This is a genomic window from Phaeacidiphilus oryzae TH49 (assembly GCF_000744815.1).
Taxonomy (GTDB): Bacteria; Actinomycetota; Actinomycetes; order Streptomycetales; family Streptomycetaceae; genus Phaeacidiphilus; species Phaeacidiphilus oryzae.
Genome location: NZ_JQMQ01000004.1, coordinates 107,280 through 132,360, shown reverse-complemented (window position 1 = coordinate 132,360; position 25,081 = coordinate 107,280). Strand labels below are relative to the sequence as shown.

Here is a 25,081-nt window from a genome sequence, read left to right as displayed (position 1 = left end):
ATGGTTACGACAGTGCAGTCGCAACTATAGCTGTTACGACCGCACTGTCGTAACATGGAGCGTTGCGACCGGGAGGAGGAGTACGTGAGCGCCAACAGCAGATTGACCATCGCCGCCCACGCGCTGGCCTGGATCGGTCTCTACCAGCGCCAGGGCCACGAGGTCGCCACCTCCGAGCAGATCGCGGCCAGCGCGAACACCAACCCGGTCGTGATCAGACGACTCCTCGGCGAACTGCGCAGGGCCGGGCTCGTGGAGTCCCGGCGGGGCGCGGGCGCGGGCTGGTCGCTCGCACGCGAGCTGGAGTCGATGACCCTGCTCGACGTGTACCAGGCGGTGGAACCCGGCCCGCTGTTCGCGATGCACCGCACCGTCCCGGACCATGAATGCGTGGTGGGCCACGGCATCCAGCCGGCGATGCAGAAGATCTACGAGGGCATCGAGGAGACCCTGAGAAACGAACTGGCCCGCGTCACGCTCGAGAACGTACTCCAGGACGTCCTCGCGGCACGTCGCTAGCCTGTCCGCGACGCCCTGACGTCAGCAGTACATCCGTCCATATCCAGGCCATGGACGGAGGCCGAGAGCCCGTCGGGCCGAAAGCGGCCGCACCGTCCGACGCGGAGCTAGGCTCCCGGCGTGGACATCATCAAGGGTGCGGGCGTGTGGATGCGGCCCGGCGAAGCGGGCAACGACTGGGTCGAGCAGTTGCGGACGTCGGACTTGTCGGTGGGGACGTACTGCATCCCGGCCGGCGGGCGGGACGCGCAGAGTCCGCACACCGAGGACGAGATCTATATCGTCACGGCCGGGCGTGCCAAGCTCGAAACACCAGGCCGGACCGAGGAGGTCGGTCCTGGGATGGTGATCTTCGTGCCGGCGGGTGAGGAGCATCGATTCACGGAGGTGGCGGAGGACCTGGCGCTCCTCGTGGTGTTCGGACCCGCGTTCGGCTCGCGCGCCTGAATCTCAACGATCAAAGGGGTGGCTGTCCTCAACCGCCGCCGGCGCATCGGGCTGCGCACCAACATAGGGCAGGCGTCGTTGAGTTCAGGCGCGCGCTCGTGGCTCCCGGCAGGGGGCGGGCCCGCGCGGGTCGCTCGCGGAATGCGGGGCCGCCCGCTTCCCGCATGGGACCCGAATGACCATCATGGCTGTGGTCTTCTGGGGGTGCGGTCGGGTGCGGTCGGGTGCGGTCGGGTGCGGCCGGCGACGGAATCGTCCTGCCGGCTCGGGGCCGCTCCCCGCCACCAATGACGCCGGAGGGGCGAGCAGCTACCGACTGCTCGCCCCTCCGGGATGTGGTCGTCAGCCCTGGCCCGCGGTGGCCTTGCTGGTGGCCGTGATGCCGTCGGCGAAGGCGAGGATCTGCTGCGCCGTCAGGCCGAGCTTGTCCGGCACCTGCACCAGGAGGTGGTGGCCCGCGGCGTCGGACCAGGTCAGCCACCTGGCCTTGCCGTCCTGGGTGGCGCCCAGCTCTCCGGGCCGCCCCTGGACGTCCACCTTCTCGGGCTGCTCGGTCGCCGGGAACCGCGAGTCCCCCTGGAGCATCACCGCGATTCCGCGCTCGAACCCGCCCACGGCCCCCTTCGCGGCGGCGCCGTGACGGACGGTGGTGGTCAGGTCCGTACCGGGCGGGACGGCCAGGAAGGCGTACGGCGTGGACGAGACCACCTTCCAGCCTTGCGGCACCGTGCGGACCTCGAAGCCTGCCGGCTGGGCGCCGTGGTACGCGGTCAGATCCACGCCGACCGTCGTCTGGTGCACCCCCTCCAGCGCCGCCGAGCCCGGCCGGCTCCCCGTCGGCACCGCCACCGCGACGGCGGCAGCGGCGGCCACCGCCACCACACCGGAACCCATCAACCTGCGCCGCCGGCCGGCCAGCGCCCGCCGCCCGCGGGCGACGTCCGCCTCGACGGTCGCCGGGTGGACGGGCAGTGCGCCCGAAGCGTCGGCGTCCCGCAGGTCGCTCAGCATCTCTGCCATGTCACGCATGACTCTTCTCCTCAATCTCCTGATAGATCTCGCGTAGGCGTTCCAGGCCACGGGCGGTCTGGCTCTTGACGTTGCCCTCGCTGCACCCCATGGCCGCGGCGGCCTCCGCCGTGCTGAGCCCTTCGACGCAGCGCAGCACGACCGCGGCCCGCATCCGCTCCGGCAGCCTGGCCAGCAGCGCCGTCATCGACGACGCATCGCGGTACTGGGCCTCGACCGCCGCCACGTCGGGCAGCTCGGCGGACACCCGTTCCCGACGGCGGAACAGACTGCGCCGGTCGTCGATCACGGCGTTCACCACGCAGCGCCGGGCGTAGGCCTTCACGCCGTCCGCACGCAGTTTCGGCCACCGCAGGTACAGACGCGTCAACGCCGTCTGCACGGCGTCCTCCGCCTGGGCCCGATCGCCACCCAGCAGCAGCGTCGCCACCCGCAGCAGCGCGGCACGCTGCCCGACGACGAACTCGGTGAACTCACGGTCCCGCTCGGCAGCACCTTTCACAGACATCCACACCCTTCGCTCTGGATCCGGCCGGCCGGACGCCCCTTATACGAGGGGGAGGGATCTCGGCGTTGCATGCCGACCAAGATTTTTTCGATCGAACGGTGGCGGACGGAGCCGTTTGTTTTTGCTGAGGTGTCGATGAGAGACGCCTTCTGTGCCTATTGTGTGAAGGCATGTCATGGATCGGGTACCCGGTCCCCCCGCGTGCGATGGGGAGTCGCGCGCGAGGCGGGCCGTGACCGGTCGTCAATCCACTCCGGGGGGAGGGCCATGCGGCGATCGCACGGCTCCGGTTCACCGACGCCCACGCCTATGCCTGTGCCGGTACCTACGCGGGCTTCGCCGCGGCTGCGGGATCTGGGACGCGAGGACTCCGAACTTCACGCGCTCGTGGAACGGCTCCTCGGCCTGGCCGAGCGGGGGCTGCCCGCGATGTACCGGCCGCAGGAGGAGATGTTCGCCTTCGGCCGGATCGCCGAGTCCGGGTCGGGGTCCGGTCCCGGGCCCGACTCCAAGTCCGGGTCCGGGCCCGGGGGAACCGTTCCGCGGCTGGTTCTGCGCGGGCGCAGCCTGCGGTATTCGGCGATCGTCGCGCTCGGCGCCCGGCTGCTGGACGGCAGGGGGCAGCGCGCCGTCCTCGGGGGCCGCAGTGCACGGGAGTTCACCGGTCTGCTGATCGAGCGGCTGCCTTCGGTACGGAACCTCGGCGACGCGGCACTGGTCGCCTGGGCGGCCGCGGAGACCGGGCACCCCAGGCTCGCGGACGCCCTGGAGCGGGTCGCCCTGCTCGACCGGGACGACCGGCCCCGGTACACGGTGGAGGCCGCCTGGGTGCTCTCCGCGCTCGCGGCGGCCCGGGACTCCGCCGGCGTGGCAGTGGACGTCGAGGAGCCGCTGGCCGCCGCGCGGGAGCGGCTGCTGCGCTCCCGGATCGGGGGCGGTCCGCTCTTCCCGCACGCCACCGGGCCGGGCCTGGTGCCGTGGTACCGGGCCCACATCGGCTGCTTCGCCGATCAGACCTATCCGCTTCAGGCGCTGGCGCGGGTCCACGCGGGGGCCCCGAACGGCGATCCCGCCGCGCTCGCCGCCGCGGCGGCCTGCGCCACCCGGATCTGCGAGCTCCAGGGCCCGGACGGGCAGTGGTGGTGGCACTACGACGTCCGCCGGGGAAGCGTTGTGGAGGGCTATCCGGTCTACAGCGTCCACCAGCACGCGATGGCGCCGACCGCGCTCCTCGACCTCGTCGAGGCGGAGGCCGGGACCGCGGGCGGGGCCGGGACCGGGGGTGGTAGCTACGGCCACTACGACTACGGCGCCGCGATCCGGAACGGGCTGCGCTGGTTGCTGCGAGCGCCCGAACTCGCCGACTCAGGCGTCGAGTTGATCCAGGACGAGCTGGGCGTCACCTGGCGGAAGGCGTACCGGGGCGATCCCGCCAAGGCGGTGCGCGCGGTGCGCGGACTCGCCAGCCTGGCCCTGCCACAGCCGCGCCGGTCGCCCGGACGCCCGGGGTCGCGGTCGGCCCCACTGGACCGGCTGTTCCGGCCGGACGCGGTGGACCGGGAGTGCCGGCCGTACGAGTTCGGCTGGCTGCTCTACGCCTGGCTGGGCGGTGGGCGGAGCCGATGACGGACGCGAAGACGGAGGCGGCGCGCACGGCAGCCGCGGCCGCGCCCCGGCGGCTGTTCGGTGTCGTGGTGGACCCGCTGACGATGGACGAGACGGTGGCCCGCTGCCTGACCGCGGTGCGCGACCGGGAGCGGCTGGAGATCGGGGTGGTGAACGCCGCGAAGCTGGTGCGGATGCAGCGGGATCCGCAGCTCGCGGCGGCGGTGACGGGCTGCGGGCTGGTGCTCGCGGACGGCGCCGCCGTGGTGTGGGCCGCTCGCTTGCTGGGGACGCCGCTGCCGGAGCGGGTGGCGGGGATCGACCTCTTCATGCGGCTGCTCGGCGAGGCGGAGGCGGCCGGCCTCTCCGTGTACTTCCTCGGAGCGCGGCCCGCCGTACTGGAGTTGATGCTCCATCAGGTCGCCCGCCGCTTCCCGGCGCTGCGGGTGGCCGGCAGCCGGGACGGCTACTTCGCCGACGCCGAGCGGGGGGCGATCGCGGACGAGATCGCGGCGAGCGGTGCGCAGCTCCTCTTCCTCGGCATGACCTCCCCGCGCAAGGAGCTGTTCACCGGCGGCTATGCCGAGCGCTCCGGGGCACTGCTGGTGCACGGGGTGGGCGGCTCCTTCGACATCCTCGCCGGGATCACCCGGCGGGCGCCGGAGCGCTGGCAGCGGCTCGGCCTGGAGTGGCTCTACCGCGCCTTGCAGGAGCCCCGCCGCCTGGGCGGGCGCTACCTCCGCACCAACACCCGCTTCATCGTGATGACGGGGCAGGAACTGGTCCGGCGCCGAGCGGCCGGGCACGCCACCAGGGGGCAGGGGTGACAGTGGCAGGGATGACAGTGGACGGGACGCGCGTCGTCGTACTGGGACAGGGGTATGTGGGGCTGCCGCTCGCCGTGCGGGCCGCCGAGGCCGGCCACCGGGTGGTCGGCTACGACGTGGACGCCGAGCGGGTCAAGCGGCTGCGCGAGGGCGAGTCCTATGTGGAGGACGTCTCCTCGGAGCGGATCAGGACCGTGCTGGACAGCGGCGCCTACCGGGCCACCGACGCGGCGCGGGACTGCGCGGGGTTCGACGTGGCGGTGGTGACCGTGCCGACCCCGCTGCGCGAGGGCGTGCCCGATCTGAGCTTCATCGAGGAGTCGGCCCGTACCCTCGCCCGCTATCTGCGTCCGGGGGCCACGGTGGTGCTGGAGTCCACCACCTATCCGGGCACCACCGAGCAGCTCTTCGCGCCGATCCTGGAGGAGGGCTCCGGGCTCACCGCCGGGGCCGACTTCCATCTGGGCTACAGCCCGGAGCGGATCGACCCGGGCAACCCGGTGTGGGGCTTCCAGCAGACCCCCAAGGTCGTCTCCGGCATCGACCCGGACTCCCTGCGGGCCGTCCAGGGCTTCTACGCCGGGCTGGTGGACACCACCGTGCCGGTGGACTCGCCGCGGGCCGCGGAGCTGGCGAAGCTGCTGGAGAACACCTTCCGGCACGTCAACATCGCGCTGGTGAACGAGATCGCGATGTTCGCCCGGCATCTGGACATCGACGTCTGGCAGGCGATCGACGCCGCCTCCAGCAAGCCCTTCGGCTTCATGCGGTTCACCCCGGGGCCGGGGGTCGGCGGGCACTGCCTGCCCATCGACCCCTCGTACCTGTCCTGGCGGGTGCAGCGCGAACTCGGCCAGAACTTCCGCTTCGTGGAGCTGGCGAACGACATCAACAACCACATGCCCGAGTACGTGGCCCGGCGGGTCGCGGACGCCTTCAACGCGCGGCGGCGCTCGGTGAACGGCTCCCGGGTGCTGCTGCTCGGGCTCGCCTACAAGAAGAACACCGGGGACGCCCGCGAGTCGCCCGCCGTACGGGTCGCCCGGCTGCTCCTGGACATGGGGGCGGAGGTGCGGGCCGCCGATCCCCACGTGGTCGAGTGCGGGGGCGTGGACGCACGGCTGGTCCGGGTCGAGGCGACGGCGGAGGAACTGGCCGCGGCGGACGCGGTCGTCCTGCTCACCGACCACGACTCCTTCGACTACCCCCTCGTCCAGGAGCGTGCCGCGTTCGTCCTCGACTGCCGACGCCGCCTGTCCGGACCGACGATCGAGGTGCTGTGACCGTGCCGAGCGAGCCGACTGTGCCGAGCGAGCCGAGCGTGGTGTGCGTCGCGGGGGCGCGGCCCAACTACATGAAGATCAAGCCGGTGATGGACGCGCTGGAGCGGGCCGGCGCCCGGGTCGACCTCGTCCACACCGGGCAGCACTACGACGAGGCCATGAACGACGTGTTCTTCCGGGACCTCGGGATCAGACCGCCGGACCACTTCCTCGGCGCCGGGTCCGGCAGCCACGCCGAGCAGACCGCACGGATCATGACCGCCTTCGAGCCGCTCCTCGCGGAGCTCGACCCGCAGGTCGTGGTGGTGGTCGGGGACACCAACTCGACCCTGGCCTGCGCGCTGGTCGCGGCCAAGTCCGGTGCGCTGCTGGCGCATGTGGAGGCCGGGCTGCGCAGCCGGGACTGGTCCATGCCGGAGGAGGTCAACCGGGTGGCCACCGACCGGATCAGCGACTACCTCTTCGCCCCCTCCCCCGACGCGGTGCGGAACCTGCGCGCCGAGGGGTACCGGGCGGACCAGGTCCATCTGGTCGGCAACGTCATGATCGACACCCTGCGCGCCAATCTGGACCGGGCCCGGCGCTCCGGCGCGCTGGACCGGTACGGCCTCGAACCCGGCGGCTACGGCCTGGTGACCCTCCACCGGCCGGCGAACGTGGACGATCCGCAGGTGCTGGGCGGTCTGCTGAAGGCACTGGGCGAGGTGGCGGCGGACTGCCCGCTGGTGCTGCCCGCTCATCCCCGGGCAGCCGGGCGGCTGGCCGAGCTGGGCGTCCCGGGCGGGGTGCGGGTGATCCCGCCCGCCGGATACCTGGACTTCCTCGCCCTCCAGGCCTCGGCGCGGCTGGTGCTCACCGACTCGGGCGGGGTGCAGGAGGAGACCACCGCGCTCGGGGTGCCCTGCGTGACGCTGCGGGAGAACACCGAGCGGCCGATCACCGTAGAGGAGGGCACCAACGTGCTGGCCGGACGCGAACCGGACCGGATCGTGCGGATCGTCCGCCGGGTGCTGGACGATCCCCCGGAGCCGCGCCGGCCCGCGCTGTGGGACGGACGGGCCGGCGAGCGGATCGCCCGGGTACTGGGCGAGGGCGGGACGGCCCGGGAACGGCTGCGGCCGACGGGGGTCGCGGTGGCGGTGGCGGAGCCGGCTGCGACGGCGATGGTGGCCCCAGCAACGGTGGCGGATCCGGCTGCGACGGCGGATCCCACGGGGCCGGAGACGCCGGGCGCGGCGGGGAGCGCGCGCGGGTGACTGCGATGTCAGTGGTTGTGGGTAGGCTCGATTGTCACGGCCGGTGTGGGGCGGGGCGCAAGGGGGGATGCCATGGATCTCGCGGAGATCTGGCGGGTGATGCGCCGGCGCTGGTACGTCCTGGTGCCGGGGCTGCTGCTCACCGCGGTGCTGGCGGTGGGGCTGCAGGTGCTGCTGCCCGCGAAGTACCAGTCGCAGAGTACGGTGGAACTGCTCAACTCGCAGAAGGCGACGGCCGCTTTCGACGGCAATCCCTTCCTCAGCACGCAGGTCTCGCTCACCGGGATGGCCGACAGCCTGGCTCGGGCGCTGGGCTCCGACGGCTCGGCGGCCGAGCTCAAGTCCCGTGGACTGACCGGGGGTTACCAGGCGAAGATCGCGGACAACGCGCAGGGGCCGCTGCTCTGGCTCACCACCAGCGGTTCCGACCGGAGCCGGGTGCTGAGCGCGGACCGGCTGCTCACCGACTACGCGGCCGAGCGCCTGCGGGAGTTCCAGACCCAGCAGTCGGTGCCGCCCGCCGCGATGATACGGATGACCGTCATCGTCCCGCCGCAGGCACCGGTGGCGCAGACCAAGACCCGGATCGAGTACCTGGTGCTGGCGGCGCTGGCCGGGCTGGTGCTGAGCCTGGTGGCGACGTTCTTCGTCGAGGCGAGGCGGCGGTCGGCGGCGGGACCGCCGCGGGGCCGGCATGTCGTCGGCTCCCGTCCCCGGCGGGAGCCGGTTCCGGTCGACGCGGACGCCTGACGATCCGTCAGCCGGGAGCCGCCCGGTGAGCGGGCCCGAGGCCGCGACGACGCTGCGGAGCCGGGTGCGGGTCGCCGCGCGGTGGAGCCTGGTCAACACCGTGGTGATCCGGCTGGGGAACTTCGCCGCCGGGATCGTGCTGGCCCGGTTCGCGCTCGGGCCCGCCGCCTGGGGCGTCTACGGGATGGCGCAGACGGTGCTGCTGGTGCTGCTCTCCGCCAACGAGCTCGGCGTCAGCCTGGCGATCGTCCGCTGGGAGGGGGACGTGCGGCGGTTCGCGCCGACCGTGCTGACCCTGTGCACCCTCTCCAGCTGCCTGCTGTACGCCGGGGTGTTCGCCGTCTCCCCGCTGGTGGCCCGGACGATGGGCTCGCCGGACGCCTCCGGTGTGCTGCGGGTGATGTGCCTGTGCGTGGTGCTGGACGGGCTGGCGCAGGTGCCCGCGGGCTGCCTGACCCGGGAGTTCGCGCAGGGGCGGCGGATGGCCGTGGACGCCCTCAACTTCGTGGTGAGCACCGGCGTCACGCTGCTGCTGGCCTTCCGCGGGCATGGCGCGATGAGCTTCGCCTGGGGGTCGGTCGCGGGCAACCTCGCCGCCCTGGGCGGCTGCTGCCTGGCCGCCCCGGGGACCCTGCGGTTCGGCTGGGACGGGGCGCAGGCACGGGAGTTGCTGAAGTTCGGCCTCCCGCTGGCCGGGGCCAGCCTGCTGGCCCTCGGCGTGGTGAACGTGGACACCATGGTGGTCGGCGCGACCATGGGCAAGGTCGCCCTCGGGTTCTACGTCCTCGCCTTCAACATCTCCGGCTGGCCGGTGCGGATCATCTCGGAGGCGGCCCGCCGGGTCTCCTTCGCGGGCTTCTCCCGGCTGGCGGCCACCCCGCAGGCGCTCTCCGCCGGCTTCGGGCGGGCGCTCGGGGTGCTGATGGCGGGGACGGTCCCGCTGTGCGTCCTCCTCGCGGTGCTGGCCGGGCCGGTGGTCGGCACGGTGTATGGGGTGCGCTGGCTGCCCGCCGCCCGGGCGCTGCCCTGGCTGATGGCCCTCGGCCTGGTCCGGATCGGCGCCGAGCTCGCGTACGACTGCCTGGTCGCGGCCGGGCGGCGGCGCTCGCTGCTTGCGGTGCAGGGGCTGTGGCTGATCGCGCTGGTCCCGGTGCTGGTGGCCGGGGCCAGGACGCACGGGATCGTCGGGGTGGCGGCGGGTCATGTGCTGGTCGCCGGAGGCCTGGTGGTCCCGGCGTTCCTGCTGGCGCTGCGCCGGGGCGGGATCGGCCTGGGCGCGGTGGCGCGGGCGTGCGCACGCCCGTTCCTCGCGGGGGCGCTGATGGCGGCGGTGGTGTTCGGTCTCGAACACGGCCTGGGCGAGGGGAACGTGACGCTGGCCGCGATCGGGGGGCTGGCGACGGCCGGGTACGCGGCGGGCGTACTGCCGTGGCGTCGGTCGCGGGGCTGGTCGCGGAGCTGGTCGCGGCGATTGCGTCCGTCGCGGCGGCGGATCGCCGAGGAGGAGGGGTGAGCTGGCGCGGGGGCCGGGCCCGCGGCCGGGCCCACGCACTGGCCGTGTTCCTGCTGGTGGCGCTTGCCGCCTGTGGCGCGCCGGGTGGCGGCGGGCCGGGCCCGGCCGCGCGCGCCGGGAGCGCGCCGCCCGGGGCGTCCAGCAGCGCGGGCTCGCCGGCGGAGCCGGGGCGCACGCCCGCCGCGCCGGGACGCACACCCGCGGCCTCGGCCACCCACGCGGCCCGCGCGCCGCCTCGCACGCGTCCGCGCCGCCCCCGCCCTGCGGCTCCCCCGGGGTCTGCGGGTTCCCCGACGCGCGCAGCACCGGCCCGCGTGCGACCCCGCTCGTCCGCCGGTCCGGAAACCTCGAGATCCGGCAGAACGGCGTGGTGATCCGGGGCTGGGACCTGACCGGCTCGCTGGACGTCTACGCCGACGACGTCACCGTCGTGGACAGCCGGATCACCTCGGCCAACTGGTGGGGCGTCAACCTCCGCGCCGGGCACCGGAACCTGCGGGTGCTCCACGACACCGTCACCGCCCTCCCTGGTCGGGGCCCGGACAACGGCGGCGAGGACTACGCGGTCTCGAACATGGGCGACGGCCCGATCGAGGTCGGCTGGAGCGACGTCTCGGTCTTCGGCAACGCCCTCTCCACCGGTCAGGGCGACCTCCACGACGACTACGTCCACGACCTGGTGCCGTTCCGCAACCAGAGCGGCCAGTGGCAGCACACCGACGCGGTGATCAGCGACGGCGGCGGCTCGGGCCGGCTGACCGTCCGCCACAACACCCTCCTCAACCCGACCCCCCTCGACCAGGGCGCCTCGGCGAGCGTCGGCCTCTTCGCCGACTCCGCCCCGGTGACGGACACCGTGGTCGCCGACAACTGGCTGGCCGGCGGGGCCTACGCGCTGTACGGGGGCGGGCCCGGCGCGACCCGCGTCCAGGTCACCGGCAACGTCTTCTCCGAGCAGTACCACCCCGGCGTGGGCGGCTACGGGCCGGTGGCCGCCTGGAACGGCTCCGGCGCGGGCAACGCCTGGTACGGCAACCGCCGTCCGGACGGCACACCGGTCCTTCCCGAACCCCCGCCCTGAGAGAGCGCTATGACGATACGTCGACTGATCGACCGACCCCTCCGCGCGCTCTGGGAACCGCTGAAGCGCCGCTTCGGCTGGCTGGTGCTCTTCGAGGCCAGGAACAAGCTGCTGCTGGCCCCCTCGGCGCTGCGGCTGCTGCGCGTGGAGAACGCCGAGACGCGGCGGTGCGCGGCGCTGGTGGGCCGGCCGTCCGCGCGGGTGGCCACGGTGATCGCCACCCACCGCCGCCCGGAGCAGCTGCTGCGGGCGGTCCGCTCCGCGCTGGGGCAGACCGTCCGCGACCAGGTGGTGATGGTCGTCGACGACGGCGCCGGGCTGCCCGAACTCCCCGCCGACGACCGGCTCTTCGCCGTGCGGCTGAGCCGCAACACCGGGGTGGCGGGGGTGGTCAGGAACGTCGGCATCCGGCTGACCGACTCCCGGTACGTGGCCTTCCTGGACGACGACAACCTCTGGGAGCCGGACCACCTGGAGCGGGCGCTCGCCGTGCTGGACGCCCCGGGCGGGCCGGACGCCGTCTACACCGCGCTGCGCCGGATCCGCCCGGACGGCAGCGCGCTGGACGTCCTCTCCGTCCCCTTCGACCGGCGTCGGGCGGCACACGAGTCATTCCTGGACACCAACGCCTTCGTGGCCCGCCGCGACCGGGCCCTCCGCTTCAGCCGGCTGCGCCGCACGCCCTCCGTGCTGCCGCGCGAGGACTGGGAGTTGATCCGCCGCTACAGCCGCCGGCGCACGGTCGGCCACCTGCCCCGGGTGACCGTCCGCTATCTGGTCAACCCCGAGAGCTTCTTCACCGACTGGCGGCCGGCGGGCTGAGTCTCCGCGCCCCCAGGTGGTGCAGGCCCAGCAGCGCCGTCGCCGCGGCCCGGCTGGGCGCCCGGCCGAGGAGCGCGCGGGAGAGCTCGCGCAGCAGGACCGCGCCCCGGAACGCGGTCGTGGCCGCGGGGCCGTGCCGGCGGCCGTAGAGAAGCACCCGGTTGAGGGTGAGGAGGGTCCACAGCCGGGGGGAGGTCCGCGATTCGCCGCCCAGATGCCGGGCCGAGGCGGCGGGTTCGAAGACGGTGGCGTAGCCGGCGTCCCGGGCCCGCAGGCAGTACTCGGTCTCCTCGGAGTAGAGGAAGAAGGACTCGTCCCACCGGCCGCAGGCGTCCAGGCAGTCCCTGGAGATGGCGAGCAGCGCCCCGGTGGCCCAGTCGGCGCGGCCCCGCCGGGTGTACGCGGCGGGGTCGGTGACCAGCTCGCCCCAGCGCGGGAAGCGGCCCGCCCGGCGGTTGCCGATCAGCGCCTCGCCGAGGGCCCGGCCGAGGCTGGGCTCCCGGCGCAGCGAGTGGACCAGGGTACGGCCGTCCGCCTCGCGCAGCAGCGGCGCGGTGATCCCGACCCCGGGGCCGAGGGCGCCGACCAGGGCCGCCCCGCAGCCGGGGGCCATCCGGATGTCGGGGTTGCAGACCAGGACCGCGTCCAAGCCGCCCGGCGGTCTCTCGGCGGCGTCCAGGGCCGCGTTGATCCCGGCCGCGTAGCCGGCGTTGCGGCCGGTCCGCACCACGACCGCCTCCGGGGCCAGCCGGCGGACCAGCTCGGCGCTGCCGTCGGCGGAGTCGTTGTCGGCCACCACCAGCCGCCAGTCCAGCCCGGCCATCCCCTCCGGGAGCGCGGCCAGGAAGCCGGGGAGCACGGTGGCGCTGTTCCAGCTGACCACCAGGACGGCCACCCGGGCGGGTGCGACGGAGTCGGCGGGGGCGGTGGCGGGGGCGGGGGCAAGGTCGGCGGGCTCTATGGGCGCGGGCATCAGGCCTCCAGCAGGACGGATCGGTCGGGCACGGCCGGCACGGTGTCGGCGCCGGCCGCCGCCGCGCGCCGGGCGAAGCCGAGGTAGCCGCCGCCCGCGCCCAGGATCAGGAAGAAGACCCCGGCGAACATCGGGAAGCTGAGCGCGTCGAAGGTCGCGCTGATCACCATCGCGACCAGCGCGGAGGCGAAGAAGGCCTGCCCGAGCTCGCGGTCCCGCTCGGTCCGGGCGAGCCGGCGCAGCGCACCCCCGCTGTGGATGCCGGAGGCGAAGAGCACCAGCAGCGCCAGCACCCCGACCGCGCCGAGCTCGACCGCGCTCAGCATGTACTGGTTGTCGGTGAAGAAGTACAGGTCGGGGGTGAAGGTGCCGAACCCCCGCCCGAAGAGCGGCCGTTGGGCCAGGTACGGCAGCACCTCGGCGTACTTCACGGTGCGCGCCTGGGTGCTGCTGTCGGAGTTGGAGAGGAAGCTGGAGAAGAGGGTGCCGATGGTGCCGAGCAGCCCGGGCACCAGCACCTTGAAGCCCGCCAGGGAGCCCGCGATCAGCCCGAGCGCGGTCCACCGCCGCTGCGGCTTCCAGCGCGGCACCATGACCAGCACGACCACGGCGGCGCCGATGATCGAGGTCCGGGAGACGGTCAGCGGCAGCGCCCCGCCCATCACCGCGGCCGGCGCCCAGCGGCGCAGCACGTGCTGGTGCCGGCGGACCGGGTCGAGGGCCTGCTGAATCGCGAAGGGCAGCAGGATCGCCAGCATCCCGCCGAACTCCAGCGGCTGGGCGGTGGTGGAGCGCGGGCGGGTGAACGAGCCGCGGTCCATCGCCTCGATGCCGGTGACGCTGGTGTGGAGGCCGGGGATGTGGATCGAGTCGGCGATGTTGGAGGCGCTGAAGAAGTCGTAGTAGCCGATGGCCGCGACCACCGTGCCGAGCAGCACCAGCCGGCGCATCAGCAGGTCCAGCCGATCGCGGCGCTGGACGCCCGCCGAGCTGAGGACGATCAGCCCGACCCAGACCAGCAGCCCGATCAACCCCCGGTCGGCGCCCAGGAGTTCCTCGTGGGAGCTGCCCCGGGCGGCGTCCGCGACATAGCCCAGCAGCACGGCTCCGGCCAGCACGCAGACCGCGATCCGGGGGCCCCGGGTGCCGGGCGGCGGGGTGATCCGCCCGGCGAGCCAGGTGGCGAGGTACCAGAGCAGCCCGAGCAGCGCGAAGACGTTGGCCGGGGTGCCGACCCCGCCGAGGGCGGGCAGGGCGAGGTTGGAGGGGATGAAGAGGGCCAGCGCGAGGTAGCCGGTGAGTACCGTCGTGGCGTCGATCCGCCGGCCCGAGGGCGGCTGCGGCCCGGGAGCCGCCCCGCCCCGCCCCTCGCCCCGCCGCCGGCCCCGCGCGAGGGCGATCGCCTCCGCGACGAAGGTGAGGAGGAAGCCTGCCACCGCGCCGAGGATCACCGCCCCCGCGACGTCCTGGTACCTGCTCTTGGACTGCGGCACCGGCTGCTGCGGCAGCACCACCGGCGCCGACCGGACCGCGTAGCCGGTCGGGACCCCGCTCGCGGTCTGCAGGGCCGTCAACTGCTGGGCGGCGAAGCCGGTGAGGGCGTCCGTCTCGCGGAGCACCCGGGAGCGGTCGGCGCCGGTCACGGTCAGGGTGAGCAGCGGTCCCGAGGTGTCGGCGGCGAACCCGGCGGTGTACCGGTCGGTGACGCCCAGGTTGTGGAGGGCGCGGGCGGCGTCGTCCGAGTCGATCGTCCTGATCAGCACGTCGGCGGTGACCACCAGGGCGCCGCCGGCGTTGGAGATCGGGTTGCCGAAGGTCGGCGCCAGCCCGGCCACCCCGGTGGAGTCCAGCAGCGCGACAGAGCTCTGCGACTGGTAGGAGACCGGGACCGTCCGGTAGAGGTACCCGCCCGCCAGCAGGCCGAGGAGGGTGAACGGCAGCACGAGGTACCAGCGCCTGCGCAGGACCGCGCAGATCTCCCCCAGGCTCAACGCCCCGCCCCCTCACGCTTTCTGCACGTTCTGGGCAAACCATCGGCACAGAACGGCTTCCGCTGAGAGTATCGGTTCCGACGGAAGGAGGCACCGTGTCGCCCGAGGCCCTCGTCGCCGCCCTGCTCCGCCGCTGGTACGTGCTGCTGATCGCGCTGCTGCTGACCGCCGCCGGGGCGTACCACGTGCTCCGGCCCTCCGGGCGCTACCAGAGCTCGGCGGTGATCGTGGTGGAGCCGCCGGCCACCGGCGGCCAGCCGAACCGGCTGGCCAACCTCCAGCCCTCGCTGGCCACGGTCTCCTACTCGATCGTCCAGCAGCTCCAGTCCCCCGCCGGTCAGGCGGAGCTGCGGGCGGCCGGGGTGTCCGGCTCCTACCGGCTGACTCCGCGCAACAGCGGGACCAGCGCCACGCCGAAGTACCTCATCCCCTCCCTGGAGGTGGCCTCGGAGCTGCCGGATCCGAGTGCGGCGAACACCATGGTGCGCCGGATCGTCACCGTCTTCCAGCGGCATCTGACGCTGCTTCAGGACGCCCAGCGGATACCGGCGTCCGCCCGGATGAGCAGCTCGGTGGTGGTGACGCCGAGCGCGGCGCTGGTCGTCGGCAGCCGCAGCCGCGGGCTGATCGGCGTCGGGCTCCTCGGCGCGGTGGGCGGGGTGCTGGCCGCGTTGTGGACGGACCGGCTGCTGCTCCGCCGCCGGAGCCGATGACCCCCCTGCGGACCTCACAGCCCGCGCCGCTTCCAGGACTGCCACCACAGCCACTCCCGGGCCCGGTCCCGCACCGGCGAGAGCAGCAGCGGCTGGAGGTACGGCATCGCCCGCGGGCCGATCCGCCTGCGCAGCCGCAGCGCGCGGTACTCGGGGAGCCGTTCCACCGCCCCGGTCAGCGGGAGGCAGTCCCGGGCGAAGGCGACCAGCTCGTCCACCGGCACCTCGGCCGTGCGGCCCCGGTCGTACGCGCGGTACGCCCGGCGCAGCGCGTACCGGGCCAGCCGGGTGTGCGCCAGGAGGGCCAGGCCGCCCGCCCCGGGCAGCCGTTCGGCGCAGCGGTCGAGCACCGCGTCGTACGCGGCCCGGCGCTGCCGCAGGTCGTCGAGCTGCCCGCCGAAGTCCGTGCGGGACATGTTGGCGCCGTGCACCCGGTAGTACGCCTGGTCGGCGCCGCGCACATAGCCGACGTCGGCGTGGGCGGCGAGCCGCATCCACATCTCGATGTCGCCGGCGTGCGGCAGCGCGGGGTCGTAGCCGCCGACCGCCCGCTGAAGGCTGGTGCGGACCACCACCTCGGGTGAGGTGATGCAGCCGGTGCCCTCCCGGAAGCGCCGCTCCAGCCACCAGCGCCCCGGGTAGACCCGGGAGCCGCTGCTCCTGGTGCGGGCCGGGGGCAGCGGGCCGCCGTGCCGGAAGTGCAGTGGGCGGCCGTAGCAGAAGCCCACCTCGGGGTGGGCGTCGAGGAGCGCGGCGGCCCGCAGCAGGGCGCCCGGGACCAGCCGGTCGTCGGCCGAGAGGAGGACCGTGTAGTCGCCCTTCGCCCAGTCCAGCAAGCCCTCGTTGTAGGTGGCGATATGGCCGCGGTTGGCGTCGTGCACCCGGACCTCGATCCGCGGGTCCTCGGCGGCCAGCCGGCGGGCGACGGCGGCCGAGTCGTCCGGGGAGGCGTCGTCGATGATCAGCACCCGGACGTCCAGGCCCGGTTGCTCGTCCAGCACGCTGCGGACGCAGTCGGGCAGGAATCGCCCGTAGCGGTAGCAGGGGATCACGACGCTGACGCTGCTCTTGCTGACGGCGCTGCTCATGCTGAGGGCGCTGCTCATGGACCGGCCTCCATCGGCTCGGAGGTGGCGCCGGCGGTCGGCGCCGCGGCGGGGGCGCTGGTGCTGAAGACCGGGCCCACCCAGTAGTTGGTCGACTCCGAGCTGCTGGTCGGGAAGGCCGAGGCGGTCCCGTAGGCGTACACCCCGTTGGCTCCCCCGCTGCCGTCCGCGGTCGCGGTGAGCGGATAGGCCGTGTGCGAGCTCGCGAAGTACCCGGTGTCGGCCGCGTAGTTGCCGTTCGGGGCGTGGTACGAGACCACGTAGGGGGTGCCGGCGCTGATCGCGACCGGGGTGGCGAAGGTCAGCGTCTGCCAGCCGTAGGAGGTCTCGTTGGTGAAGGTCCCGGTGGCCAGCCGGGTGCCGTCGGCCGACCAGAGGCTGCCGGTGTGGGTGCCGGTGTCGCCGGTCCCCTTGTAGAAGGTGACCCCGGTGACGTAGCCGCTGACGGCCGACTGGAAGCGGGTGCCCAGCTCCACCGGGTTGGCATCGTCCGCGATGTCAGTGGCGGTCGGTACGGTGGTCGAGTTCCACAGCCCGCAGGGGCAGCTGACCGCCGGCGGGGTCGCGCTGGTGGTGAACGTCCAGGTGGTGGGCGCGGACATGGTGTTGCCCCACAGGTCGGTGGCCTGGACGGAGGCCGTGTACGAGGTTTTCAGGGCGAGTTGGGTGGAGGGGGTGAAGACGGCGGAGTTCCCGGTGCCGCCGAGCGCGACGCTCCCGGGGACGGCGGCCCCGTTGGCGTCCTTGAGGGTGAAGGTGAGCGAGCCGCTGTCCACGGCCTCGCTGAAGTTCGCGGTGAGCGGGGCGGTGATCGCCACCCCGGTCGCCCCGGCGGCCGGGGAGGTCGAGGTGACCGCGGGCGGGACGGTGCTGCTGGTCGAGGTGTCCAGCACGGCGTCCACCCAGTAGTTGCTGCCCTCGGCGGAGCCGGTGCCGGGGAAGCCGCCGCCGCTGCCGTAGTGGTAGACGCCGTCGGCTCCGTCGGTGCCGCTCTGCAGGGCGGTGAGCGGGGCCAGGCCGGCGGACTTGCCGGTGAAGTACCCGCTGTCGTAGGAGTATCCGCCGTTCGGCGCGTAGTAGGAGGCGATATAGGTGGTGTTGGCCTTGACCGGCACCGGCGAGGCGAAGTTCAGCTGCTGCCAGCCGGAGGCGGTCTCGTTGGTGAAGGTGCCGGTGGCCAGGCGCTGGCCGCTGCCGGACCAGAGGCTGCCGGTGTGGGTGCCGGTGTTGGCGGCGTCCTTGTAGAAGCGGATGCCGGTGATCGTGCCGGGCACGCTGCTGCGGATCTTGACGCCGAGCTCCACCGCGCTGCCGTCCCCGGAGTTGGAGGTTCCGGGGGTGGCGGTGGCCGGAAAGACCGTGCACGGGCACTGCTGCGGGCCGACGGTGAGCGGGACCGTGGTGACGGCGCCGATGTTGACGCTGTCGTCGACCGCCCGCACCTCGATCTGCTGGGCCCCGGTGCTGGTCGGCGCCCAGGTGTAGGTCCAGGAGGCCAGCCCGGTGGCGGCGTGCCAGGTGCTGCCGCCGTCCGTGGAGACCTCGACCCGGGCCACCGTGCCGCCGCCGGTGTCGGCGGCCGTGCCGGTGACGGTGATCTGACGCAGCGCGGGGACGGTGCTGTTCGCGCTCGGACTGGTCACCGTGACGGTCGGCCCGGTGGTGTCGGTGGACGCGGTCGTGGCGACCAGCCCCGACTGCAGGGTCAGCGGCTGGACGCCCATGTCCGCCAGGATGTTGACGGTGGCCTGCTGCATCCGGGAGTCCGCGGTGACCACCGCCGAGGACGGGTCGGCGGTCGGCACGTTGGTCAGCCCCCAGGACCACTGGACGGTTCCGGTGCCGAAGACCAGCGCGTGCGAGCTCTGGTCGCGGAACTCCACCAGGTTGTGGGTGGCGGTGCCGTTGCCGTAGGTGTTCCCCCAGTCCAGGCGGTACTTGCCGTCCGTGATGTCCAGCGTGGTGGAGGAGAGGTCGATCTCGCCGGTGGGTCTGGTCGCGTCGGCGAGGTCGCTGTCCCATTCGTAGCCGAGCGTCCCGGCCGGGAAGGTGGCGGTCTGACCCGCCGTCAGCCTGGCCACCGAGGTGTTCCGCCACAGCCGCATCGGGGCGTAGACCGCGGGGACCGTGATGGAGTCGCTGCGGTAGCCGTTCACCTGGAACATCGAGCCGGTGAGGAGGTTCTGCGGCTGGTAGGGCAGCTTCCCGCCCTCGGTGCTGGCCGGGTCCATCCAGGTCCCGGTCCAGATCCCGCTGGGGTCGGGCACCCCGTCCGGCTGGGAGAGTTCCAGCTTGGTCTCCTTGTAGCAGACCAGCGTCCGGTCGGCGGTGGAGGTGCCGTCGATGCTGGGCGCGAAGCGGGTCTTCCAGGAGACCTCGTTGCCGCTGAAGAAGCCCTCCTCCACACCGGCCTTGCGGGCGGCCAGGACGTTGTTGTACTGGTCCTGGGTCCAGTACTCGTCATGGCCCTGGGACATGTACATCCTGTGGTTCAGCAGCAGGGAACCCCGGGCCGAGACGTCCTCCCCGGACAGGTAGCTGACGTCGTATCCGTTCCGCTCCAGCCAGGAGATCATCTCGAACTCGGAGCCGTAGACGCCGTTGTCGCCGCCGATGTCCAGCGGCCGGTTGTAGCTGACCGCGTAGGCCCGCCCGTCCGGGGCCGGTCCGTCGCCCTGGTAGAGGCTGGCCCCGCCCCACTGGTTGTACGCCTGCCAGGTCTGGTCGGAGGTCTGCACCACGATGTCGGAGTGGCTGCCGTCGTTCCGCACCACGAAGGGGTACGGCATCACGCCGTTGCCGTCGGTCTGGTCCAGGTTGGCGATGTACAGGCCGGAGACGGCGTCCGCGGGCACCGTCCAGGTCGCGGTGACCGGCCAGTTCCCGCAGTCCACCAGTCCGGTGGAGGTGTCCTTGTCGCAGCTGAGCGCCTTGCCGTCGGGCACCCCGTCGGTGACCTTGTCGTCCGGGGTGCCGTTGACCGTGCCGTCCTTGGTGAAGTTGGCCGGGTAGGTGGCGGAGGCCTGGGCCGCCGTGGACATCTCCCGGGCGCCGTCCCCGCCGTACCAGCCGAGGCGGTAGACCTCCACGTGGTACGGGATCGGCGACTGGACCTTGAACTGCACGGTGTCCCCGGGCCGCACGCTCTGCTGGGTGGTGAAGCCCTCGACGTTCCCGTAGGCGTTGGGCGAGAACCAGTCCGACATCGGCGTGCCGGCCTTCGAGTTCTCGCACACCACCGGGTTGGAGCCGGAGCCGCAGGGGTCGGTGGCCGCGCGGGCGGTCCCGAGGGAGGGCAGCACGGCCGCGGCGAGCGCGAGGACGAGGAGGGTCAGCAGGGTGCGCGGCGACCGGGTCGGGCGCCGGCCTCGGCGGGGTGTCGTCATCGTGGCCGCCTCCGTCAACCCAGGGCTTCGGTGAGCGCGCGGACGACCTGCTCCTGCTGGTCCGCGCGGATCTGCGGGAAGAGCGGCAGCGACAGGATCTCCCCCGCCGCCCGCTCGGCATGCGGGAACGCGCCCGGCCCGTACCCGAGTTCGGCGAAGGCGGGGGTGCGGTGGATCGGCACCGGGTAGTGGACGGCCGCGCCCAGCCCGGCCGCGTTGAGCTTGCCGACCACCGCGTCCCGGTCCGCGCCCGGCACGCGCAGCACATAGAGGTGCCAGACGTGGACGTTGCCCTCGGCCGCGACCGGCCGCACCACCCTTCCGGCCTCGGCGAGTTCGGCGAGCAGCAGGTGGTAGCGGGCGGCGGCGTCCCGGCGGGCCGCGTTCCCCTCGGCCAGCCGCTCCAGCTTGGCCCGCAGCACGACCGCCTGCAGGGCGTCCAGCCGGCTGTTGAAGCCGGCCGCCTCATGGAGGTACTTGCTGCGGCTGCCGTGGTTGGCCAGCAGCCGTACCCGGTCGGCGAGTTCGGCGTCGTCGGTGAGCACCGCCCCGGCGTCGCCGTAGGCGCCCAGGTTCTTGCCCGGGTAGAAGCTGGTGGCCGCGATCCCGCCGCGGCCCGGCGGGCGGCCGTCCCGGCTGGCGCCCTGGCTCTGCGCCGCGTCCTCCACCACCCGTACCCGCTGCGGGAGCCGGGCGGCGAGCTCGGCCGCGGCGGCGCACTGCCCGTAGAGGTGGACCGGGACCACCGCGCGGGTGGCCGGCCCGACCGCGTCCAGCGCCTGCTGGGGGTCGATCAGATAGCTGTCCGGCAGGCAGTCCACCAGCACCGGGCGGGCGCCCGCCCGGGCCGCCGCGCCCGCGGTGGCGATGAAGGTGTTCGCGGGCAGCACCACCTCGTCCCCCGGCCGCACTCCGCTCGCCCGGAGGGCCAGTTCGACGGCGTCGGTGCCGTTCGCCACGCCCACGCAGTGCGCCAGGCCGGAGAAGCGCGCGTACTCGCGCTCGAACTCCCGTACCTCCTCGCCGCCGATGAAGGCGGTGCCGTCCAGAACCCGGTCGAACCCGGCGCGTACCGCCTCGGCCACCTCGGCGTGTGCCGCGGCCAGGTCCACCAGTGGAACCCCCTCGGCCGTCCCGCTCCTCCGGCCTGCCCGATCCATCGCATCCATACGGTCTCCCCCGTTCGTTCGCCCCCGGTGGGCCGGCTCAGACATGTCCGGCCGCCAGTTCCCGCAGTTCGCCGGCGGCCGCCGCGCGCAGCCGGCGCGCCGGGCTGCCGACCCAGACCTCGCCCGGTGGCACGTCGCCCAGCACCGCGCTCCCGGTACCGACCAGCGACCAGTCGCCGATCGTCGTGTACTCCCGGACCAGCGCGCCGGCGCCCAGATAGGCGCCGCGCCCGATCCGCACCCCGCCGCCGAGCCGCACGCCGGAGGCCAGGGTGGCGTACTCGCCCACCACGTCGTCATGGGTGAGGACGGTGTGCGGCATCACCGCGGTGTGCCGCCCTAGGCGCACCGCCGCGGTCAGCACGCAGTGCGCGAGGAGGACCGAGCCCGCGCCGACGGTGCTGCTCGCGGACACCGCCGCGCTCGGATGCAGCACCGTCGCATACCGCGACTCGGGCAGGTCAAGCCGCCGGACCAGCCGGGCCCGGGACGCGTACGCCCGGGGGCTGCCCACGCAGACCACTACCTGACTCTCCGTCAGATCATGTACCAGCTCCGGCGGTCCCAGCACCGGGACGCCGTCCACCTCGCGGCCGTGCAGCGCGGGATCGTCGTCCAGGTGCCCGAGCAGGGTGTGGCTCCCGTGGCTCCCATGGCTCCCGGCGGCGAGCACCGCCTGGGCCGCCTCCCGGGCGAAGCCCCCGGCGCCGACGATCAGCAGCGGGGTCATCGGCCGGCCTCCCGGCGGAGCACCTCGACCACCCGGTCCTGCTCCTCGCCGGTCATGGTGTGGAAGAGCGGAAGGATCAGCGAGTCCCGGGTGATCCGCTCGGTGACCGGCAGCGGCACGGAGGGGTGCCCGGCGTAGGCCGGCTCCAGATGGGCGGCCATGATCCCGCGCCGGGCGGAGATCCCGGCCTCGGCCAGCGCCGCCAGCAGCCGGTCCCGGCCGCCCGGCCGGCCCTCCTCCGGCAGCACCCAGTAGGACTGGAAGTTGGACTCCCCGTACGGCGGGTCGTCGATCGCGACCAGGCCGGGCAGCGCGCGCAGGCGCTCCCGGTACCCGGCCGCCAGCTCCCGGCGCCGGGCCACCATGGCGTCCAGCTTGGCGAGTTGGACCAGGCCGACGGCGGCCTGGATGTCCGTCATCCGGTAGTTGAAACCCAGTTCGGTATAGCGCTCCAGGACGGGCGTGCGGCTCAGATGCCGTTGCGCGGCCGAGACGTCCATCCCGTGCTCGCGCAGCCGGCGCAGCCGCTCGGCGCACGCCGGGTCGTCCGTGGTGAGCATCCCGCCCTCACCGGTGGTCAGCAGCTTGCGGGGGTGGAAGGACCAGGCGGCCAGGGCCGCACCGGCCCCGACCGGGCGGCCGCGCAGGGTGGAGCCGGCCGCGCAGGCGGCGTCTTCCAGGAGCAGCAGGCCGTGCCGGGCGCAGTAGGCCCGCAAGGCCTCCGCGTCCGCGGGCACGCCGCCCTGGTGGACCAGGATCACCGCCCGGGTCCTGGCGGTGCGCACGGCCTCGGCGGTCTCCGCGGTCAGGTTGCCGGTGGCCGCCTCGACCTCGGCGAAGACCGGCCGGGCGCCGACGTAGCGGACCACGTTCGCGGTGGCGATGAAGGAGAGCGAGGGCACCACCACCTCGTCCCCCGGGCCGATCCCGAGCGCGACCAGGCCGAGGTGGAGGGCGGCGGTGCAGGAACTCACCGCGATCCCGTGGGCGGCGCCGACCCGGGCGGCGAAGGCCCGCTCGAACTCGGCGACCCGCGGCCCCTGGGCGACCCAGCCGGAGGCCACCGCCTCGGCCGCCGCGGCGGCCTCCTCCTCGCCCAGCCAGGGCTTCATCACGGGGATGCGGCCCAGCTGCGCGGGCACGGGGGCGGCGCTCACCGCGCGGCCCCGGCGACCCGCTCGGCGGGCTCGGCCGGCTCAAGCGGCTCGGCCCGCCCGGCGTCCTCCGCCCGTTCGGCGCGCCACCAGTCCACCAGGTCCCGCAGCCCCCGCCGCAGGTCGATCTCCGCCCGGAAGCCCAGGCGTTCGGCCGCCCGGCGGGTGTCCGCGAGCCGCCGGGTCACCCCGTTCACCGCCCGCGCCGGGCCGTGCACCGGCTCCAGGCCCTCCGCCCCCATCGTGGCCAGCAGGGCCAGGGCGAGTTCGCGCAGACTGGTCTCGACCCCGCAGGCGACGTTGAAGACCTCGTCGGTCAGCCCGGACTCGGCGGCCAGCAGATTGGCCCGCGCGATGTCCCGGACGTCGACGAAGTCCATGGTCTGGGTGCCGTCGCCGAGGATCAGCGGCGGCTCGCCGGCCTCGATCCGCTCCATCCAGCGGATCAGCACCTCGGTGTAGAGGCCGTGGATGTCCATCCGGGGGCCGTAGACGTTGAAGTAGCGCAGCGCCAGGTAGTCCAGCCCGTACATGGCGTGGAAGCTGCGCAGCATCCCCTCGTTGAAGGCCTTCGCGGCCCCGTAGAAGGTGTCGTTCCGGTACGGGTGGTGGTCCTCGTCGGTCGGGAAGGTGTCCGCGAGGCCGTAGACCGAGGCCGAGGACGAGGCCACGACCTTTCCGACGCCCGCCTCCGCCGCCGCCTCCAGGACGTTGAAGGTGCCGTCCACCAGCACCTCGTTGGCCAGCCGGGGCTCCTCCGCGCACTGCGTGATCCGGATCGCCGCCAGGTGGAAGACCAGGTCCGCGCCCTCGGTGGCGGCGCGCACCGTGTCCCGGTCCCGGATGTCGCCCTCGATCAGCCGGGCGGCGCCGCTCGCCAGCGCCGCCTCCAGGTTCCGCCGCCGCCCGCGCACCAGGTTGTCCAGGACCCGGATCTCCCCCGCCCCGTGCTCCGCCAGCAGGTCGACCAGGGTGGAGCCGATGGTGCCCGCTCCCCCGGTGACCAGGATCCGCTTGCCCCGTACGCTGCTACCGCTACCGCTCAACGTTCAGCCCCTGCCGGTTCGTCGTGCCGATCGGTGCGCAGTCCGACGACCGCGCCGTGGAAGGCGAGGCTGCGCGAGGCCGCCTCCAGGATGTCCAGCACCCGCAGTCCGGACCAGCCGTCGGTGAGCGGCGCCCGCCGCTCCCGGATCGCCCCGGCGAACTCCTCGACCATGCCGCGCAGGGCCTCCTTCTCGCCCAGCGCGGGCGCGACCATGTCGCCGCTGCGGTACGAGACCAGCGCGTCCCGCCGCTCCTCGGCGCCGAGTTCGGCCGGCGAGGCCAGGTCGACGCCGCGGTCGAAGACGGCCACCCGCTGGGCCGGGTTGAGGTCGTCCCAGAGCAGGGTGCGCTTGGCGCCGCCGACCAGCGTGGTCCGCACCTTGGTCGGCGAGAGCCAGTTGACGTGGACGTGGGCGATCGCGCCGGTGCTCAACTGCAGGGTGAGGTAGGCGACGCAGGCCTGCCCGGCGCCGATCGGGTCGGCGCCGTGCGCGGCCACCGCGACCGGCTCGACGTTCGCGGGCAGGATGAAGTCCAGGATGGACAGGTCGTGCGGGGCCAGGTCCCACAGGACGTCGATGTCCTTCTGGACCAGCCCCAGGTTGATCCGGACCGAGTCCACGAAGTGCACCTCGCCCAGCTCCCCGGAGTGGACGAGCTCCCGGATCCGGCCCACCGCCGGGGTGTAGCAGTAGGTGTGGTCGCACATCAGCACCAGCCCGCGGGCCTCCGCCTCGGCCACCAGGCGGCGCCCGTCGGCGTAGGTGGCCGCGAGCGGCTTCTCCACCAGGACGTGCTTGCCGGCCCGGAGCGCCGCCAGGGCGACGTCCAGATGGGTGCCGGCCGGCGTGGCCACCGCCACCGCGTGGACCGAGGGGTCGGCCAGCACCGCCGGGTAGTCCGCGGTCGCGCCGACCGTGGAGTAGCCGCCCAGCGCCCGGCGAGCGCGCTCCTCGTCCAGGTCGCAGACCCACTTCAGGCGGAAGGCGGGCGAGGACTGGAAGTTGCGGACCAGGTTGGGTCCCCAGTACCCGGCCCCGATCACGGCCACCCCGAGCGGCCCCTTCTCCCCGCCCGCGTCCTTCGCCGTCCCGACCGCTCTCCTGACCGTTCTCTCGACCGCTCTCTCGGCCGCGCTCCCGACCGCTCCCTCGACTCGGTTGCCGGGCATC

General features: G+C 73.8%; 22 protein-coding genes. 11 read left to right on the top strand and 11 right to left on the bottom strand.

All coding sequences use genetic code 11. The features are described from left to right. Positions 1 to 84 precede the first annotated feature (84 nt). Both BS73_RS00770 and BS73_RS00765 read left to right on the top strand, forming a co-directional pair. Entirely contained in the window at positions 85 to 519 is a 435-nt protein-coding gene (locus BS73_RS00770; RefSeq protein WP_037568483.1) for an Rrf2 family transcriptional regulator, read from the top strand. Between the two features lie 120 nt (positions 520 to 639). Beyond that, positions 640 to 966, top strand: coding sequence for a cupin domain-containing protein (locus tag BS73_RS00765; RefSeq protein WP_084703668.1), 327 nt, complete (start codon positions 640 to 642; stop codon positions 964 to 966). A 342-nt stretch (positions 967 to 1,308) separates the two neighbouring features. On the opposite strand, the gene BS73_RS00760 is transcribed toward BS73_RS00765, so the two are convergent. Both BS73_RS00760 and BS73_RS00755 read right to left on the bottom strand, forming a co-directional pair. Beyond that, entirely contained in the window at positions 1,309 to 1,995 is a 687-nt protein-coding gene (locus BS73_RS00760; protein WP_152617464.1) for a hypothetical protein, read from the bottom strand. Continuing rightward, positions 1,988 to 2,503, bottom strand: coding sequence for a sigma-70 family RNA polymerase sigma factor (locus BS73_RS00755; RefSeq protein WP_037569363.1), 516 nt, complete (start codon positions 2,501 to 2,503; stop codon positions 1,988 to 1,990). Before BS73_RS00755 ends, BS73_RS00760 begins: the two co-directional genes overlap by 8 nt. Before the next feature lie 387 nt (positions 2,504 to 2,890). Between BS73_RS00755 and BS73_RS00750 the strand changes: the two genes are divergently transcribed. The 8 genes from BS73_RS00750 to BS73_RS34295 all read left to right on the top strand — a co-directional run bounded on the left by BS73_RS00750 (position 2,891) and on the right by BS73_RS34295 (position 11,640). Further along, positions 2,891 to 4,129: a hypothetical protein gene (locus BS73_RS00750; RefSeq protein ID WP_235215224.1), complete on the top strand. Its 1,239-nt coding sequence runs from the start codon at positions 2,891 to 2,893 to the stop codon at positions 4,127 to 4,129. Beyond that, on the top strand, positions 4,126 to 4,935 hold the full coding sequence (locus BS73_RS00745) for a WecB/TagA/CpsF family glycosyltransferase (RefSeq protein ID WP_051938974.1): 810 nt from the start codon (positions 4,126 to 4,128) through the stop codon (positions 4,933 to 4,935). The genes BS73_RS00750 and BS73_RS00745 overlap by 4 nt, the downstream gene beginning before the upstream one ends. Positions 4,936 to 4,946: 11 nt before the next feature. Beyond that, positions 4,947 to 6,218, top strand: coding sequence for a nucleotide sugar dehydrogenase (locus tag BS73_RS00740; protein ID WP_037568480.1), 1,272 nt, complete (start codon positions 4,947 to 4,949; stop codon positions 6,216 to 6,218). 2 nt (positions 6,219 to 6,220) lie between these two features. Continuing rightward, entirely contained in the window at positions 6,221 to 7,474 is a 1,254-nt protein-coding gene (gene wecB / locus BS73_RS00735; RefSeq protein WP_084703758.1) for a non-hydrolyzing UDP-N-acetylglucosamine 2-epimerase, read from the top strand. A 72-nt stretch (positions 7,475 to 7,546) separates the two neighbouring features. After that, positions 7,547 to 8,224 carry a YveK family protein gene (locus BS73_RS00730; protein ID WP_200886605.1) on the top strand — a complete coding sequence of 226 codons (678 nt, stop codon included), beginning with the start codon at positions 7,547 to 7,549 and terminating at the stop codon, positions 8,222 to 8,224. Between the two features lie 25 nt (positions 8,225 to 8,249). Then, positions 8,250 to 9,737 carry an oligosaccharide flippase family protein gene (locus BS73_RS00725; RefSeq protein ID WP_063836876.1) on the top strand — a complete coding sequence of 496 codons (1,488 nt, stop codon included), beginning with the start codon at positions 8,250 to 8,252 and terminating at the stop codon, positions 9,735 to 9,737. A gap of 370 nt (positions 9,738 to 10,107) precedes the next feature. Then, positions 10,108 to 10,818, top strand: a complete 711-nt coding sequence (locus tag BS73_RS36950) for a hypothetical protein (protein ID WP_161789613.1) — start codon at positions 10,108 to 10,110, stop codon at positions 10,816 to 10,818. A gap of 9 nt (positions 10,819 to 10,827) precedes the next feature. Next, positions 10,828 to 11,640, top strand: coding sequence for a glycosyltransferase family 2 protein (locus BS73_RS34295; RefSeq protein WP_051938971.1), 813 nt, complete (start codon positions 10,828 to 10,830; stop codon positions 11,638 to 11,640). Here the strand turns inward: BS73_RS34295 and BS73_RS00710 are convergent. Together BS73_RS00710 and BS73_RS00705 are read right to left on the bottom strand one after the other, a co-directional pair. Next, the gene (locus BS73_RS00710; RefSeq protein ID WP_084703667.1) at positions 11,615 to 12,613 is read right to left on the bottom strand and encodes a glycosyltransferase family 2 protein; all 999 of its coding nucleotides are present in this window, start codon (positions 12,611 to 12,613) and stop codon (positions 11,615 to 11,617) included. The genes BS73_RS34295 and BS73_RS00710 overlap by 26 nt on opposite strands. Next, positions 12,613 to 14,604 (bottom strand): O-antigen ligase family protein, encoded by a 1,992-nt coding sequence (locus tag BS73_RS00705; protein ID WP_051938969.1) that lies wholly within the window; start codon positions 14,602 to 14,604, stop codon positions 12,613 to 12,615. The genes BS73_RS00710 and BS73_RS00705 overlap by 1 nt, the downstream gene beginning before the upstream one ends. A gap of 95 nt (positions 14,605 to 14,699) precedes the next feature. Here BS73_RS00705 and BS73_RS00700 point away from each other — a divergent pair, with 95 nt between their 5' ends. Continuing rightward, positions 14,700 to 15,317 (top strand): hypothetical protein, encoded by a 618-nt coding sequence (locus BS73_RS00700; RefSeq protein ID WP_037569347.1) that lies wholly within the window; start codon positions 14,700 to 14,702, stop codon positions 15,315 to 15,317. A gap of 14 nt (positions 15,318 to 15,331) precedes the next feature. Here BS73_RS00700 and BS73_RS00695 read toward each other — a convergent pair whose 3' ends face one another. The 7 genes from BS73_RS00695 to BS73_RS00665 are packed head-to-tail and all read right to left on the bottom strand — an operon-like array spanning position 15,332 to position 25,080. Beyond that, positions 15,332 to 16,423: a glycosyltransferase family 2 protein gene (locus BS73_RS00695; RefSeq protein WP_235215223.1), complete on the bottom strand. Its 1,092-nt coding sequence runs from the start codon at positions 16,421 to 16,423 to the stop codon at positions 15,332 to 15,334. After that, the gene (locus tag BS73_RS00690) at positions 16,420 to 19,809 is read right to left on the bottom strand and encodes a DUF4082 domain-containing protein (protein ID WP_051939324.1); all 3,390 of its coding nucleotides are present in this window, start codon (positions 19,807 to 19,809) and stop codon (positions 16,420 to 16,422) included. Before BS73_RS00690 ends, BS73_RS00695 begins: the two co-directional genes overlap by 4 nt. Positions 19,810 to 19,823: 14 nt before the next feature. Then, positions 19,824 to 20,978, bottom strand: coding sequence for a DegT/DnrJ/EryC1/StrS family aminotransferase (locus BS73_RS00685; RefSeq protein ID WP_235215222.1), 1,155 nt, complete (start codon positions 20,976 to 20,978; stop codon positions 19,824 to 19,826). Between the two features lie 37 nt (positions 20,979 to 21,015). Then, positions 21,016 to 21,708, bottom strand: a complete 693-nt coding sequence (locus BS73_RS00680) for an acetyltransferase (RefSeq protein ID WP_037568478.1) — start codon at positions 21,706 to 21,708, stop codon at positions 21,016 to 21,018. Further along, a complete protein-coding gene (locus BS73_RS00675) occupies positions 21,705 to 22,850 on the bottom strand; it encodes a DegT/DnrJ/EryC1/StrS family aminotransferase (protein WP_235215221.1) in 1,146 nt (381 codons plus the stop codon). Before BS73_RS00675 ends, BS73_RS00680 begins: the two co-directional genes overlap by 4 nt. Before the next feature lie 11 nt (positions 22,851 to 22,861). Then, complete coding sequence (locus BS73_RS00670; protein ID WP_051938968.1) at positions 22,862 to 23,908, bottom strand: NAD-dependent epimerase/dehydratase family protein; 1,047 nt, start codon at positions 23,906 to 23,908, stop codon at positions 22,862 to 22,864. After that, a complete protein-coding gene (locus BS73_RS00665; RefSeq protein ID WP_084703666.1) occupies positions 23,905 to 25,080 on the bottom strand; it encodes a Gfo/Idh/MocA family protein in 1,176 nt (391 codons plus the stop codon). Before BS73_RS00665 ends, BS73_RS00670 begins: the two co-directional genes overlap by 4 nt. Position 25,081: the final 1 nt, after the last annotated feature.